We start from the raw sequence: 13,813 nt of genomic DNA on the forward strand, positions 1-13,813 counted from the left end.
TTTGTACACTTGCATATATAGTAGAAAAGAGACAAGAAAGAAGGTTGATGAGTTTTGAGTTCAACATTAGTTATTTCCATTATGGTAGGGTTAATTATACTGTTACTGTTAGTCGGCACCCCGATTAAGTTTATGCGTATCATTGGACAAACGACGGTAAAATTGGGAATAGGAATTTTATTTTTATTTTTTATCAATGTTTTTGGAGGAGCAATTGGATTACATATTCCTATTAATTTGTTTACAACGGTCATTGCCGGATTTCTGGGTATATTTGGGCTTGCTTCGTTATCCGCGATTCATTTGTTTATTCTGCCATAAGACAAGCTGCTTTGTAAACAGCATGTTTAATCAAAAGAGAGGCTTAAGGTATAGTTTCTTAATCAGCTGGAGGTTGCATATAATGCTCACAATTTCTACAGATAATCCAAAAAATAAGTTGCGTCAAGCCTTTAGGCAGACAACTGCTTAGCTACAGATACAATTCTATACGCCGTCTTAACTTTGGTGCTTCTAACATTCGATGTATTTGCTGCTAAACTTCTTCAACAACCTCTAAAAGTTTCAAAGATTTTCTGTATAAAATCCGTTAGATTAGGAGATGCTAATGGATATGGAGGTGGGGACATGAAGCAGCGTACTATCTATGAGCGTTGTGGTATTTGTGAAGAGGAAAAGAAGGATGGAATTCATCTCTACACATTATTTATTTGTTGTGAATGTGAGCATAATATGATCCATACGGAGCCGAGAGAAGAAAAGTATAACTATTATTTACGAAAACTAAAAAATATCTCTAAACCGAAGCTATATTCCTAGTTTAAAGAAGCTGGGACATAAGCAAATACTAAATAGCAAAAACCGAACAATTCATTTATAATGTTCGGTTTGTTTGTGTTTAGAAAAACGTGGCGACAAGCCAAGTTTTTCTAAGAATGAATGCAGGAGCGGATTTGCATTGTAAACATTTCTCTTTTTAAAGTAAGCACCGCTAGCAAATCGCCTAGTTAACCTATCCTGTAATTCTAGCATTATTTAAGCAAGAAATGATAAAAAAAGACAGATGTGGTAAGCTATATAAAACTATTTGCTTGAATTTCTATACAAGGTGATACATATGAATCAACAACAATTACCATTATTTCATGCATTGCAACAATTTCAATCGCAACAACCAATATCTTTTCATGTACCCGGGCATAAAAATGGCGACGTGTTTCTGGATGAAGCAAAAGCAATTTTTGATTCGATTTTAAATATAGATATGACTGAGTTAACGGGCTTAGATGACTTGCATGCTCCTGAAGGTATTATTGCTTTAGCAGAACAGCTAGCAATGGATTTTTTTCAAACAAAGGAGACATTTTTTCTAGTGGGAGGCAGTACAGTTGGAAATATAGCGATGATATTGGCTGCATGCAGAGAAGGAGATACAGTTATTGTTCAACGGAATTGCCATAAATCAGTGATGAATGGATTGGAATTAAGTGGAGCGAAGCCGGTATTTATTGCACCAGTTTATGATGAATGTTTAAAGCGATTTACCAATCCTTCTATCGATGTATTAGAGCAGGCGATCAAACGTTACCCAAATGCAAAAGCGATTATATTGACGTATCCAGATTATTTTGGAAATACATATGATTTACAAGCAATGATTGAACTGGCTCATTCTTTTTATATACCTGTTCTAGTGGATGAAGCCCATGGAGTGCATTTTTCATTGGGAGATCCTTTTCCACCTTCTGCTCTGAGGTTAGGAGCAGATGTAGTCGTCCAATCTGCACATAAGATGGCTCCGGCAATGACGATGAGCTCTTATTTACATTGTAATTCGGAGCGAGTTTTACCTAAGCGGATTGCGCATTATTTACAAATGCTTCAGTCAAGCAGTCCTTCCTATCCGCTTATGGCTTCATTGGATATTGCTCGGGCTTTTTTAGCTAATTTTACCGAGGAAATGATCAATAAAGTATTGGAAAGTGCCCAGAAGGTAAAAGCGGTAATTTCTGACTCGAGATATTGGCGAATACTACCAAGTGATGATCCTTTAAAAATTACGATCCAGATGGAGGACGGAGTTGCTGCGAAGCAAGTTGCTCATTTATTTGAGGAGCAACAGATTTTTCCGGAGTTAGTGACAGAGAAGCAGATTTTATTTGTTCATGGATTGGCTCCTTTTTTAAGTCTTCATCGCTTGAAAAAAGCAGTACAAACCATTGTTGAACAATTAAAAAATGTTGCGAGACATGATACAATAGAAACAAAATATTTTTTTCCTGTAAGTATTCAGGAGCTCGCATTATCGTACCAAACGATGAATCGGCAACCTACGAAATACTTGTCTTTAAAAGATGCTGTCGGATATATTGCGGCTGAAGCAGTTATTCCTTACCCGCCAGGAATTGCTTTCATTCTAAAGGGGGAGGAAATTACGACCGCACATGTCGAAATGATCCATAAACTGCGTAAAATGGGAGTTCGAATGCAACAGCGTTCCCCAAATCTGATTCAAGTTTTTACAGGAACGGAAGAAGGAGAAGAAACAAAGTGAGCGGATATTTTATAACATTTGAAGGTGGCGAGGGTGCAGGGAAAACGACAGTCCTTCAATTAGTTAGCGATAGATTAAGGGATAAGGGCTATGATGTCCTCGTAACTCGTGAGCCGGGTGGAATTAAAATAGCAGAAAAGATTAGAACGATTATTTTAGATCCGCTTCATACAGAAATGGAAGAGCACACAGAAGCTCTATTATATGCAGCAGCAAGGAGTCAACATCTTGCTGAAAAAGTAGTACCGGCATTAAAGCAAGGGAAAATCGTGCTTTGTGACCGGTTTGTAGACAGCAGTCTCGTTTATCAAGGCTATGCAAGGGGCCTTGGAATGGATGAGGTATTAAAAATTAACCAATTTGCGGTTGGCGATTGTATGCCAGATTTAACATTATTTTTTGATATAGAGCCGGAAAAAGGATTAGCAAGAATTGCGGCAAATAAAGATAGAGAACAAAACCGCTTAGATCTTGAAAATCTTGAATTTCATGAACAAGTTTATAAAGCGTATCATATACTTGCAGAAAGCTTTCCTGAACGAATTCAAACCATTGATGCAAGTCAATCATTAGAAATCGTGGAGCAGGAAGCTTTTGATCATATCCTATCTTTATTAAAATAAAAGGGAGCTGGCAAAGAATGAAATTACTTATCGCAGTGGTTCAGGATAAAGATTCGAATCGACTGATAGATGCCTTGGGACAAGAAAATTTTAAAACGACCAAGCTGGCTACTACAGGAGGATTTTTAAAAGAAGGCAATACGACATTGATGATTGGCTGTGAGGATGATTATGTGGATAATGCATTAAAAATCATCAAAGATAATTGCTCACAGCGCGAGCAAATGGTTGCACCAATTTCTCCAATGGGTGGAAATGCCGATTCATATATTCCAAGGCCGGTAAAGGTCGAGGTAGGCGGGGCAACGGTATTTATTTTACCAATTGAGGCGTTCTTTCAATTTTAATGAAGTTAAAAAGGGGCTGAGCAGATGAAAATAAGTCAGGAATTAAGAACACAACCAGAAACAAATTATGCCCGTACAAATGGGGAGGCTGCACGTTCTTTTCAAAAAACGCTTCAGTCCCAGACTCTTCATTTGAAACAGCAGGAATTGCAAGTATTGGTTAAGAATATCTCGCTTCAGGGGGACAAGCTTGCTCGATTTCGTACGTTTCGGGATTTGGCTAAGTTTAAACGGCTTATCAAAGGATTTTTGCAGGAAACAGTCTACAATGGATTGAGCTTAGAACAATCAACCAGCTTTGGTATGGAACGAGCTAATCGCCAGCTAGCTATTGTAAAGGAAATTGATGAAAAGCTTATTCAGTTAACAGAAGAAATCATGAATCAGGAAAAGAAAGCGGTAGATTTACTCGGTTTAATTGGTGAAATAAAAGGCTTATTAGTAAATTTATATACGTAAAAGTAACCACAAACGGTAAATGGATACTCCTTTACATAACGCTTGGTTTTTGTTCAGCTAAATATGCTTGATCGATAGTTCTGTTTTTAAAGTAGCAAGGAAAATCGAGAAGTGATTTGTATAAAAATAAACATCAAATCGAAGACAATAGTTGACGTGAATTATTAGCGAAGAGCATTTTTTATTACACTATAGGAAAGTTTTAGGATTTATAGTATAAGGAAAACGATAGCTTTCACCATATAAGCTTGGTAAGGCTCATCCCTGATAGAAAACAAAGTACTATGAAACAAGCTATGTTCAAACAGCAAATGAAGGAGATACTTATGGAAACATGGTCAGAGGTTGCCAAAATTCAACCATTAGCAAGTAGAATTATTTTAAATAGTATAAAAAAAGACCGAATTTCTCATGCGTATTTACTCCAAGGTGAGCGAGGTACTGGTAAAGAAGCCATTGCTTTACTTATAGCGAAAGGGCTGTTTTGTGAAAATAATTCAGTGTCAGATCCATGCCTCCATTGCAATGCATGTAAACGCATTGATTCTGGGAATCATCCGGATGTGCACTGGATTGAACCGGATGGTCAGTCGATAAAAATAGAGCAAATTCGCAATTTGCAGAAAGAATTTACGTATTCAGGATTAGAATCCAATCGCAAGGTATATATTATTAAAGGTGCCGATACATTGACCGTAAATGCGGCAAATCGAATTTTGAAATTTCTGGAAGAGCCAAGTAGACAAACTACAGCAATTATGCTGACCGACAACAGCCAGGCAATTCTTCCTACGATTCGCTCCCGATGCCAGGTAATTGATTTACGACCGCTACATCTCGGTGAATTTCAAAATCAGCTTGTTAAAGAAGGGCTAGATCAACGTACAGCGGTGTTAATGAGTACGTTAACGAATAATTTTGATGAGGCACTTGCTAAAAGTCATGATGAGTCGTTTGCCATAGCAAGAAGGTTAGTGATACAATTAGTAGAAATACTTTTAACCAATCCTGAAGATGTATACCTATTTATTCATCAGTATTGGGTGACTCATTTCAAAGAGAGAAATGAGCAGGAAGAAGGATTGGATCTTTTGCTTTTTGCCATAAAAGATATTCTTTATTACCATATAGAACATGAAGCTGGGATGGTGTTTTTCGCCCCTTCTGATGAATTGCTGGAAAAAGCAGCTCGGCTTTTCTCGCAAGAAAAATTACTTGCGATGTTACAGGCTGTTTTACAAGCAAAGCGAAAATTGAAGCAGAATGTCCATCCGACTTTAGTGATGGAACAGCTTACACTTCAAATGCAGAGGTGATAGGGAATGATAGAAGTAATAGGCGTCCGCTTCAAAAAAGCGGGTAAAATATATTATTTTGATCCAGGGGGAGAGACGATTTCCTTAGATAATTATGTTATCGTAGAGACGATTCGCGGAATCGAATTCGGCAAAGTCGTTCTTACCAATAAACAGGTCGATGAAGAGGATGTTGTTTTACCTTTAAAGAAGGTAATTCGCATTGCTACGGAAAAAGATAAATTAGCAGTTGTCGAAAATCAAGAAAGGTCACAGAGTGCCCTTCTTGCCTGTACAGAAAAAATAAAAGAACATGGATTAGAAATGAATCTAGTAGAAGTAGAATATACATTTGACCGTAATAAAATTATTTTTTATTTTACAGCTGACGGCAGAGTGGATTTTAGAAACTTAGTAAAAGATCTTGCAGCCATGTTTAAAACGCGCATTGAATTAAGGCAAATTGGTGTGCGTGATGAAGCAAAAATGCTAGGTGGAATTGGGCCTTGTGGCAGAATGCTGTGTTGTTCTACCTTTTTGGGAGATTTTGAACCTGTGTCTATTAAAATGGCAAAAGATCAAAATCTATCATTAAATCCGGCTAAAATTTCTGGTCTATGTGGCAGGCTAATGTGTTGTTTAAAATATGAAAATGATGATTATGAGACGGCTAAGCGTGAACTACCAGATATCGGGGAGAAGATAAATACCCCGTTTGGAAACGGTAAGGTAGTTGGCTTAAACATCCTAGAACAACTCATCCAAATCGAAATCCCTGAAAAAGAACGTGTGATTGAATATACTTTAGATGAATTAATTGATGAAGGAATTTTAGCGCAGGCCACAGAATAACGGGGTGAGTAGCGTGAAGAAGAACAGGCAGATTTTTGATCAGGTTTCTGATATGGAAAAGCAAATAGGGGAGTTATATGAGCAATTAGGAGATTTAAAAGGAAAGCTAAGTGATTTGTTAGAAGAAAATCATCGGCTTGTAATGGAAAATCATAATCTTCGCAGTCATTTACAACATACAAATTCTGGTGGTAAAGATATGGATGATCATGACAGAAAAAAGGAGCAAGGGAAAAGTTTCCCAGGTGAAGGTTATGATAACTTGGCTCGTCTTTACGAAGAAGGTTTTCATATTTGTAATCTGGAATTTGGCAGTCCACGGCGCAATGAAGATTGTATTTTTTGTTTGGATTTTCTTAATAAGACAAAATAAAATAAGCTTCCCTGTTTTTTTGCAGGGGACGGGTGTATGGCTGCTTTCATTTTGGGGCAGCCTTTATTACATTGTAAAAAAACTGGAATAGTATAATCATAAATAGTTCTCCTTTATTTTTGGTACAAGAAAAAATAAAGAAAGGATACTTATATGGTTGAAATATATGACAACGAACGGTTAGATTATTTATTAGCAGAAGAACGGATGAAAATAATTCAAAGCCCAGAGGTTTTTTCTTTTTCTTTAGATGCTGTTTTGTTGGCTAACTTTGCGTATGTACCGATAAAAAGAGGAAAGATACTTGATTTATGTACAGGAAATGGAGTTATTCCACTATTATTATCGAGAAAAACGAAAGCAAAGATCACTGGTGTGGAATTGCAAGAGAGAATATATGATATGGCTGTAAGAAATGTGAAGCTCAATCGGTTAACTGAACAAATAGATATGATACATGAGGATCTAAAAAAACTACAGCCAATTCTTGGACAGAGCAGCTTTGATGCAGTTACTTGTAACCCACCATATTTTCCTACACCACTGGAATCAGAACATAATGAAAATCCGTATCTTACTATTGCTAGACATGAGGTATATTGTACATTAGAAGATGTGGTTAAAGCCTGTAAATTATATGTTCGACCTGGTGGAAAAGTATCTATGGTGCACAGACCGGGTAGACTTGTAGATATTATTAGCTTATTTCGTAAATACAAACTGGAGCCTAAACGCTTACAGCTTGTTTATTCAAAACAAGGACGTGAAGCTAACATGCTCTTAATAGAAGGTACAAGAGATGGTAAAGCGGATCTAAAGATATTGCCTCCTTTATATATTTATAATGAAGCTGGAGAATATACAAAAGAAGCAAAGGAAATTATTTATGGAACATAAACATATCGTATATATCTTACTATGTAAGGACCGATCACTTTACACAGGCTATACAAACAATTTGGAGCATCGACTAAAAATGCATCAGGAAGGAAAGGGAGCAAAATATACACGTGGGAGAGGACCTTTTCGGGTTGTTTATGTAGAACAATTTCCTACTAAAGTGCAGGCAATGAAAAAAGAATATGAAATTAAACAGCTTACAAGGAAAGGGAAATTACAACTTATTCGGGATAGACTGAAAGAAGTGGTGAGTTATGAAATTACAGAAAAGTTTTGAGCAAAAAGAGGCTGCGGTTTACGTTGTTCCTACGCCGATTGGTAATTTAGAGGATATTACCTACCGAGCATTATCTATTTTGACATCGGTGTCTGTGATTGCTGCTGAGGATACGAGAAACACGAAAAATTTATTGCGGCATTTTGATATAGCTACACCGCTAATTAGTTATCATGAACATAATAAATTAGCCCGAGAAGATCAATTAATAATGAGAGTGAAAAATGGAGAATCGATTGCACTGGTAAGTGATGCCGGAATGCCGGTTATTTCCGATCCAGGTCAGGAATTGGTTCGGACAGCTGTTGCCGAGGATATTTCTGTCGTAGTTTTACCAGGGGCAAATGCTGCTTTATGTGCATTAGTAGGTTCCGGTCTATCAGCTAAAGAGTTTTATTTTTATGGTTTTTTACCACGTAAGAAAAAGGAAAAAGAAGCTGAATTAGATCGATTAGCTTCGATACAGGCGACATTATTATTTTATGAATCGCCATACCGTTTAAAAGACACCTTAAAAGCCTTGCAAGAAGTATTAGGGAATCGGAAAGCGACGCTTGCAAGAGAATTAACAAAGCGATTTGAAGAATATCTTCGTGGTACATTGGAAGAAGTGCTCACATATGTAAGCAATCATGAGATTAAAGGGGAATGCTGTATCGTAGTGGAGGGCGCATTACAAGCTTCTCAGCAAAATAGTTTATGGTGGAGCCGGTTGAGCATTGAAGAACATATTGACTATTATCGCAGAACGAACGGTATGTCTAGCAAGGAAGCTATTAAGCTTGTAGCAAAAGAAAGGCAATTGCCAAAACGCGAAGTATATCAGAAATACCATATGAATGAATAAAGTGAAACTTCCATGAATGGGGATTTTCTTTCATCCCCACTCATGGTTAGACTGCAAGGGTATGACCTAAAGGCTCTTGAACCAATGGGGCATTTATTGGCAGTAAGATGTGGGATAAATGGACAGCAAAAAAAGGTCTGACGTGCAATATGCATGCATCCGACCTTTTTGATAACGTAAAGGTAGTATAGTATTTTTTTTGCGCCCATGTAAGGGAATAAAATCAACCTTGATGCCATGATCAATCTAGAAAAATAAAAAGTTTTGTAATTGTAAACTTTTTATTTTTTAGCGTATAGAAATACGGGTACAGGCACAGGTACGAAGCGACTGAAATGGGCGCACACTTCTTTGTACAATTAATTGTTTAATCTCGATTCTATTTCTTTAACTAATTGTTTTGCACCTTCTGGGCTGAGAACTAGTTTACCGTTTGCCAAGGACAAGTTATCATCAGATACTTCTCCTGTAAGGTGACAAGTCATGTTAGGCTTATACTTTTTGAGAATAATTTTGTCATTTTCAACGTAAATCTCCATAGCATCCTTTTCTTGGATCTCCAGTGTACGTCGAAGTTCCATTGGGATTACTACACGGCCAAGTTCATCAACTTTACGGACAATTCCGGTGGACTTCAAATTACTTTTCCCCCCTACGGTAGGAACAACGTGACTATACTTATTATTGTAAGTGTCAGCGTTCTCCAATAAATTTAGTAACTAGAAAAATCGTCATATTTCGACAGGTTTCTATGCAATAGAATACCAGTGTTTCTTTTTTCTGTCAATAATTATTTACCAGAAAATTAAATAATTTGACCATGGTCGATATCCCTTTATTTAAGGTCTGTTTCAGGTGTTCTTTGTCAATACTAGTGAAGGAGAGAACGCGATGATTATAATATAAAAATTGGAAGTTTATTCGACAAATTTTTACCATATTCATTCCTAACGCTTTCGGGTGAAATCTAAAAGGTAATTAATGGAGCATATTTGCCAAAAATCCCGACGATTTTATTCCAAGGGTTACCATTTTTAGTATTGTATTTGTGTATTGTAAAAATGCTAATGTCTAAGCAAAGGGAAAGTCAATTATTTGTTTCTATAAACTTTAGCAAATACAATTCTCTATGTTTTTTAACCCCCCCGGTATCTTGTAACTTGGCTATACCAATTTGATAAATTTTAATGGTGCTGGTCAATTTATCTTTATACGTTAGGTGAGAAGGATGCCCGATTGGTTATCTAACATTTCTTGGGGAAAAGCGTTCCAAGAAATGAAGTTTCACTTTAATCTCGTTTAGAAGGTCTAGTTGGTGCATCGAGCGCTTTTAGCTTTTGTTCATTTCTACGGAAAATTTTTTCTACACACTATTTGGCAAATAGCATGAGAAAAGCTACAATAGTAATAGTTTAGAAAAGGATGTAGGTTGATGTACAAGGAGGTAGCGGTTATGGTAAACGATAAGAAAACATTTTATATAACGACACCGATTTATTACCCTAGTGGAAAATTGCATATTGGTCATGCATATTCAACAGTAGCAGGAGATGCTGTTGCACGATATAAGCGGATGCGCGGGTTTGATGTCATGTATTTGACAGGGACGGATGAACATGGACAAAAGATTCAAAAGAAGGCTACAGAAAGCGGGGTTACCCCACAAGAATATGTAGATAATATTGTAGCCGGTATTCAAAAATTATGGAAAAAATTAAAAATAACAAATGATGATTTTATACGTACAACGGAAGAACGTCATAAAAAAATCGTTGCCAAAATCTTTGATCAACTTGTTAAGCAAGGTGACATTTACTTAGACGAGTATGAGGGCTGGTATTGTACGTCTTGTGAATCATTTTTTACGGAGCGACAATTAGATGAAGGACATTGTCCAGATTGTGGAGGTCCAGTAGAGAAGGTAAAAGAAGAATCTTATTTCTTTAAGATGAGTAAATATGTCGATCGGCTTATTCAATACTACGACGAAAATCCAAATTTTATTCAGCCCGAAAGCCGCAAAAATGAAATGTTAAATAATTTTATTAAACCTGGATTAGAGGACTTAGCTGTTTCTAGAACAACCTTTGATTGGGGGATTAAAGTACCCGGAGATCCAAAGCATGTTATTTACGTATGGATTGATGCATTGACCAACTACATAACTGCTTTAGGGTATGGTACTGACGATAATTCCAAATTTCAGAAATATTGGCCAGCTGATGTTCATTTAATGAGTAAGGAAATTGTTAGATTTCATACCATTTATTGGCCGATTATGCTAATGGCTTTAGATCTGCCTCTACCGAAGAAGGTATTTGCCCATGGCTGGATTTTAATGAAAGATGGAAAAATGTCTAAATCAAAAGGCAATGTCATCGATCCGGTTAAGTTGATCGATCGTTATGGCTTAGATGCACTTCGTTATTATTTACTGCGTGAAGTGCCATTTGGCTCTGATGGAGTTTTTACACCGGAAGGATTTGTTGAACGAACTAATTATGACTTAGCGAATGATTTAGGCAATTTGCTTAATCGTACTGTTGCGATGATTAACAAATATTTTGCTGGTGAAATGCCAGCTTACCAAGCTTCTGAGACAGATATTGATACAGCTCTAGAAGCATTTGGTAAAGAAACAGTGAAAAAAGTAGAGCAAGCAATGGAAGCAATGCAATTCTCTGTGGCGCTGGCTTCTATTTGGCAATTAATTAGTCGGACAAATAAGTACATTGATGAAACAGAGCCTTGGGTATTAGCAAAAGACGAGACCAATCAGAACCGTCTAGGGAATGTCATGGCTCATCTTGCTGAATATTTACGTAAGATTGCTGTTATGCTGCAGCCATTTCTTACAGATGCGCCTGCGGAAATTTTCCGTCAGTTAAATATTATGGACGAAGAACTGAAACAATGGGACAGCCTATATAAAGAAGGGCAAATTAAAGCAGGAATCAAGGTACAAAAAGGCAAGCCGATCTTTCCACGGCTAGATGTAGAAAAAGAAGTACAGGCAATTAAAGCGATGATGCAAAATACTCAAGAACCGAAAAAACAGGTAAAAAAATCAGCAGAGGCAAAAGAAGAAATAGTGTTTGATGATTTTATGAAATTAGATATGCGTGTTGCTGAAGTATTGAAAGCAGAGCCTGTAAAAAATGCAGACAAGCTATTAAAACTCCAACTGGATTTAGGTAATGAAAAACGTCAAGTTGTCTCAGGTATTGCTAAACACTATCAGCCTGCTGAATTAGTAGGAAAGAAAGTTATTTGTGTAACAAACTTAAAGCCGGTTAAATTACGTGGAGAAAAATCAGAAGGCATGATTCTTTCTGGTGAAGATAAAGCAGGCAAGCTTGTATTAGCTACTGTAGAATCATCTCTTCCAAATGGATCGGTTGTAAAATAATATAGGTGAAAAAAGACCAATGCTAATAAAGTGAAACTTCATTTCTTGGAATGCTTTTTCCCAAGAAATGTTAGTACCGCAAGGGTATGACCTAAAGGCCCTTGAATGAATCGGGCATTTAGATGCCGTTTTCTCCCCATTTAGACCCATTGTATCAACTCAGGCTCGAAGTGGGAGTCTTACGGCACCTTACATACGGGATAAAGCTTGGTCTTTTCCTAAATGCCATCCTGCTTCGTTTTATTTGTGGTTCAGTTCAAAAAAGAGGTTAAAAAGGACCAAGGTCGGCTATGATCTCAGGCGTTCGGAGAAAAGTTATAGTATTACTGTCGACGTTTTACAATGCTGATACGGCTGCGTCCTGTCCAGTCGTCGTTCGCTATGTTTCGAAGGTATAAGCTAGACATAAAAGAGCAAGTGTTTGGTTATTGGGTAAAAACTGGAAACTTCTAACGTGACAATGAAACTTTTATACAAGGAGTATTTTTCTCCTTGAAGTGGAACAAAGGTTAAAAATGTAACGTTTTTTCTGGGAAAAAAGAAAACCGCCTTTTTCTTCGTATGATGTACCGCTGATGAAGCTTTTTGCTATTCTTGTCCTTGAAAAAAGCCGTGATGTTTAATCAAGAAGCTTTCCTTGTACAGTCAATCCAAACGAATCAGGGTCAGAGCTGTTTTTCTCACGATGTTGGTCAGGTTAATAAATACTGTTAGAAGCGAGGAAAATACGGACCATAAATAAGAGGTAACATTTTCACTACATTGGTTTTAAAATTTTATACATTCTAATGTGTGAAATAATTCGTCGAGTCATTTTTATTGGACTTTTAGAACAACCTCTTAAAGGAGTGAAGAAATTGTTATTTGATACCCATGTGCATTTAAATGCTAGAGATTTTTTTGAAGACCGTGATGAAACAATTAAACGAGCGCTTGCAGCAGGAGTAAAATATATGGTTGTCGTCGGTTTTGATCGCGAGACGATTCCTTTGGCGATAGAAATCGCTGAACAACATAAGACCATTTATGCTGCAGTCGGTTGGCATCCAGTTGATGCGATCGATATGACAGATCGTGAATTAGAGTGGATAGAGGAGCTCTCCGCTCATCCTAAAGTAGTGGCTATTGGAGAAATGGGACTAGATTATCATTGGGATAAGTCGCCGAAAGATGTACAAATAGAAGTTTTTCGTAAACAGATACGTTTAGCTAAAAAGCTGAACATGCCGATCATTATTCACAATCGGGAGGCAACAGAAGATATTATTGAAGTTCTTAAAGAAGAGGATGCAGCATCCGTAGGTGGGATTATGCATTGCTATAATGATTCTGCTGATTATGTACAGACCTGTTTAGATATGAACTTTTATATTTCTCTAGGTGGACCCGTTACATTTAAAAATGCTACACTACCAAAAGAGGTTGCTGTTCAAGTACCTCTGGACAGATTATTAATTGAAACTGATGCACCGTTTTTAGCTCCACATCCATATCGAGGAAAAAGAAATGAACCAGCATATGTAAAATTAGTAGCAGAGAAAATAGCAGAACTTAGGGGCATGAGTTTGGAAAAAATTAGTGAAGCGACGACAAGAAATGCCATTTCTCTCTTTCGTTTGAATATATGAGGGTTGTAATAAAAGTAAAACAATTTGCGAAAAAATAGGAAAAACACGGAAAAAAGAAGGATTGCTTCATTGCTTTCCTTCTTTTTTTCTTAGCTTTTTAATAGCTGGTTAATCCCATATGTATCAATTGTTACAAGTGATTTCAGAAAAAATAAAAAGCGATTATTTTTCACGTGTAACCGAAATGTAATACAAACGTAATTGGAATTACTTTGACTTTGCATATAACTGTTACTATAATCAAAATGC

14 protein-coding genes and 1 pseudogene are annotated in these 13,813 nt (G+C 36.8%); 14 read left to right on the forward strand and 1 reads right to left on the reverse strand.

Features of this window, described 5'->3' with window-relative positions:
- Positions 1 to 54 precede the first annotated feature (54 nt).
- The 12 genes and pseudogenes from JNUCC74_RS00300 to rsmI all read left to right on the forward strand — a co-directional run bounded on the left by JNUCC74_RS00300 (position 55) and on the right by rsmI (position 8,527).
- A complete protein-coding gene (locus JNUCC74_RS00300) occupies positions 55 to 321 on the forward strand; it encodes a pro-sigmaK processing inhibitor BofA family protein (RefSeq protein WP_454066507.1) in 267 nt (88 codons plus the stop codon).
- A 306-nt stretch (positions 322 to 627) separates the two neighbouring features.
- A complete protein-coding gene (locus JNUCC74_RS00305) occupies positions 628 to 819 on the forward strand; it encodes a sigma factor G inhibitor Gin (RefSeq protein ID WP_077317522.1) in 192 nt (63 codons plus the stop codon).
- 298 nt (positions 820 to 1,117) lie between these two features.
- On the forward strand, positions 1,118 to 2,554 hold the full coding sequence (locus JNUCC74_RS00310; RefSeq protein ID WP_454066508.1) for an aminotransferase class I/II-fold pyridoxal phosphate-dependent enzyme: 1,437 nt from the start codon (positions 1,118 to 1,120) through the stop codon (positions 2,552 to 2,554).
- Positions 2,551 to 3,226, forward strand: a pseudogene (tmk, locus tag JNUCC74_RS00315) (dTMP kinase). The gene JNUCC74_RS00310 and the pseudogene tmk overlap by 4 nt, the downstream one beginning before the upstream one ends.
- A complete protein-coding gene (locus JNUCC74_RS00320) occupies positions 3,195 to 3,524 on the forward strand; it encodes a cyclic-di-AMP receptor (RefSeq protein WP_077317519.1) in 330 nt (109 codons plus the stop codon). The pseudogene tmk and the gene JNUCC74_RS00320 overlap by 32 nt, the downstream one beginning before the upstream one ends.
- A 24-nt stretch (positions 3,525 to 3,548) precedes the next feature.
- A complete protein-coding gene (locus JNUCC74_RS00325) occupies positions 3,549 to 3,983 on the forward strand; it encodes a YaaR family protein (protein WP_454066509.1) in 435 nt (144 codons plus the stop codon).
- A 326-nt stretch (positions 3,984 to 4,309) separates the two neighbouring features.
- Positions 4,310 to 5,299: a DNA polymerase III subunit delta' gene (gene holB, locus JNUCC74_RS00330; protein ID WP_454066510.1), complete on the forward strand. Its 990-nt coding sequence runs from the start codon at positions 4,310 to 4,312 to the stop codon at positions 5,297 to 5,299.
- Between the two features lie 6 nt (positions 5,300 to 5,305).
- Positions 5,306 to 6,130, forward strand: coding sequence for a PSP1 domain-containing protein (locus tag JNUCC74_RS00335; RefSeq protein WP_454066511.1), 825 nt, complete (start codon positions 5,306 to 5,308; stop codon positions 6,128 to 6,130).
- 52 nt (positions 6,131 to 6,182) lie between these two features.
- Entirely contained in the window at positions 6,183 to 6,503 is a 321-nt protein-coding gene (gene yabA / locus JNUCC74_RS00340) for a DNA replication initiation control protein YabA (protein ID WP_454067800.1), read from the forward strand.
- Positions 6,504 to 6,656: 153 nt separating this feature from the next.
- Entirely contained in the window at positions 6,657 to 7,400 is a 744-nt protein-coding gene (locus JNUCC74_RS00345; protein WP_454066512.1) for a tRNA1(Val) (adenine(37)-N6)-methyltransferase, read from the forward strand.
- Entirely contained in the window at positions 7,390 to 7,680 is a 291-nt protein-coding gene (locus JNUCC74_RS00350) for a GIY-YIG nuclease family protein (RefSeq protein WP_077317514.1), read from the forward strand. Before JNUCC74_RS00345 ends, JNUCC74_RS00350 begins: the two co-directional genes overlap by 11 nt.
- Positions 7,658 to 8,527, forward strand: coding sequence for a 16S rRNA (cytidine(1402)-2'-O)-methyltransferase (gene rsmI, locus JNUCC74_RS00355; RefSeq protein WP_454066513.1), 870 nt, complete (start codon positions 7,658 to 7,660; stop codon positions 8,525 to 8,527). The genes JNUCC74_RS00350 and rsmI overlap by 23 nt, the downstream gene beginning before the upstream one ends.
- A 359-nt stretch (positions 8,528 to 8,886) precedes the next feature.
- On the opposite strand, the gene JNUCC74_RS00360 is transcribed toward rsmI, so the two are convergent.
- Positions 8,887 to 9,165, reverse strand: coding sequence for an AbrB/MazE/SpoVT family DNA-binding domain-containing protein (locus JNUCC74_RS00360; protein ID WP_077317512.1), 279 nt, complete (start codon positions 9,163 to 9,165; stop codon positions 8,887 to 8,889).
- A 794-nt stretch (positions 9,166 to 9,959) separates the two neighbouring features.
- Between JNUCC74_RS00360 and metG the strand changes: the two genes are divergently transcribed.
- Both metG and JNUCC74_RS00370 read left to right on the forward strand, forming a co-directional pair.
- Complete coding sequence (gene metG / locus JNUCC74_RS00365; RefSeq protein ID WP_454066514.1) at positions 9,960 to 11,936, forward strand: methionine--tRNA ligase; 1,977 nt, start codon at positions 9,960 to 9,962, stop codon at positions 11,934 to 11,936.
- A gap of 857 nt (positions 11,937 to 12,793) precedes the next feature.
- The gene (locus JNUCC74_RS00370; RefSeq protein ID WP_454066515.1) at positions 12,794 to 13,564 is read left to right on the forward strand and encodes a TatD family hydrolase; all 771 of its coding nucleotides are present in this window, start codon (positions 12,794 to 12,796) and stop codon (positions 13,562 to 13,564) included.
- The last annotated feature ends 249 nt before the right edge of the window (positions 13,565 to 13,813 follow it).

The organism is Cerasibacillus sp. JNUCC 74, from assembly GCF_053667775.1.

What these genes read in the sequence shown, in the direction of transcription:
- JNUCC74_RS00305 (WP_077317522.1), top strand. Translation starts at nt 628, where the DNA reads ATGAAGCAGCGTACTATCTATGAGCGTTGTGGTATTTGTGAAGAGGAA.
- JNUCC74_RS00310 (WP_454066508.1), top strand. Translation starts at nt 1,118, where the DNA reads ATGAATCAACAACAATTACCATTATTTCATGCATTGCAACAATTTCAA.
- JNUCC74_RS00320 (WP_077317519.1), top strand. Translation starts at nt 3,195, where the DNA reads ATGAAATTACTTATCGCAGTGGTTCAGGATAAAGATTCGAATCGACTG.
- JNUCC74_RS00325 (WP_454066509.1), top strand. Translation starts at nt 3,549, where the DNA reads ATGAAAATAAGTCAGGAATTAAGAACACAACCAGAAACAAATTATGCC.
- holB (WP_454066510.1), top strand. Translation starts at nt 4,310, where the DNA reads ATGGAAACATGGTCAGAGGTTGCCAAAATTCAACCATTAGCAAGTAGA.
- JNUCC74_RS00335 (WP_454066511.1), top strand. Translation starts at nt 5,306, where the DNA reads ATGATAGAAGTAATAGGCGTCCGCTTCAAAAAAGCGGGTAAAATATAT.
- yabA (WP_454067800.1), top strand. Translation starts at nt 6,183, where the DNA reads ATGGAAAAGCAAATAGGGGAGTTATATGAGCAATTAGGAGATTTAAAA.
- JNUCC74_RS00345 (WP_454066512.1), top strand. Translation starts at nt 6,657, where the DNA reads ATGGTTGAAATATATGACAACGAACGGTTAGATTATTTATTAGCAGAA.
- JNUCC74_RS00350 (WP_077317514.1), top strand. Translation starts at nt 7,390, where the DNA reads ATGGAACATAAACATATCGTATATATCTTACTATGTAAGGACCGATCA.
- rsmI (WP_454066513.1), top strand. Translation starts at nt 7,658, where the DNA reads ATGAAATTACAGAAAAGTTTTGAGCAAAAAGAGGCTGCGGTTTACGTT.
- metG (WP_454066514.1), top strand. Translation starts at nt 9,960, where the DNA reads ATGTACAAGGAGGTAGCGGTTATGGTAAACGATAAGAAAACATTTTAT.